Genomic DNA, 232 nt, shown 5'->3' with positions numbered 1-232 from the left:
ACGGCAGGCTTGCTGTGGCTGGGGGAGGTTGCCTATCGCCTCTTCTTGCGTCCCATCGATCTGCCCACGCCGGCGATGCAAGCGCTGGAAATCCATCTCAACACCAGCGGCGTCAAGGGCCACCTGTACGCCGTGCGGCACAGTTATCGGCATTCTCAAGTGACAGCGGCAGCCGGCTTCAAGATCGACGGCTTCCCCCTACCCATCGCGCTGGCGGACTGTCCCGACGAAT

At 62.9% G+C, this 232-nt stretch carries 1 protein-coding gene; it reads left to right on the top strand.

The genetic code is table 11. From position 1 onward, the window contains the following. Positions 1 to 232 (top strand): hypothetical protein (locus tag RVY79_RS21730; protein ID WP_317466700.1); only part of this gene is annotated, 232 nt, incomplete at both ends.

This window comes from Chromohalobacter sp. HP20-39 (genome assembly GCF_033052815.1).
Lineage (GTDB): Bacteria > Pseudomonadota > Gammaproteobacteria > Pseudomonadales > Halomonadaceae > Chromohalobacter.
Note: the sequence above shows the minus strand (reverse complement) of the source record. Positions and strands in the feature narration are given on the sequence as shown.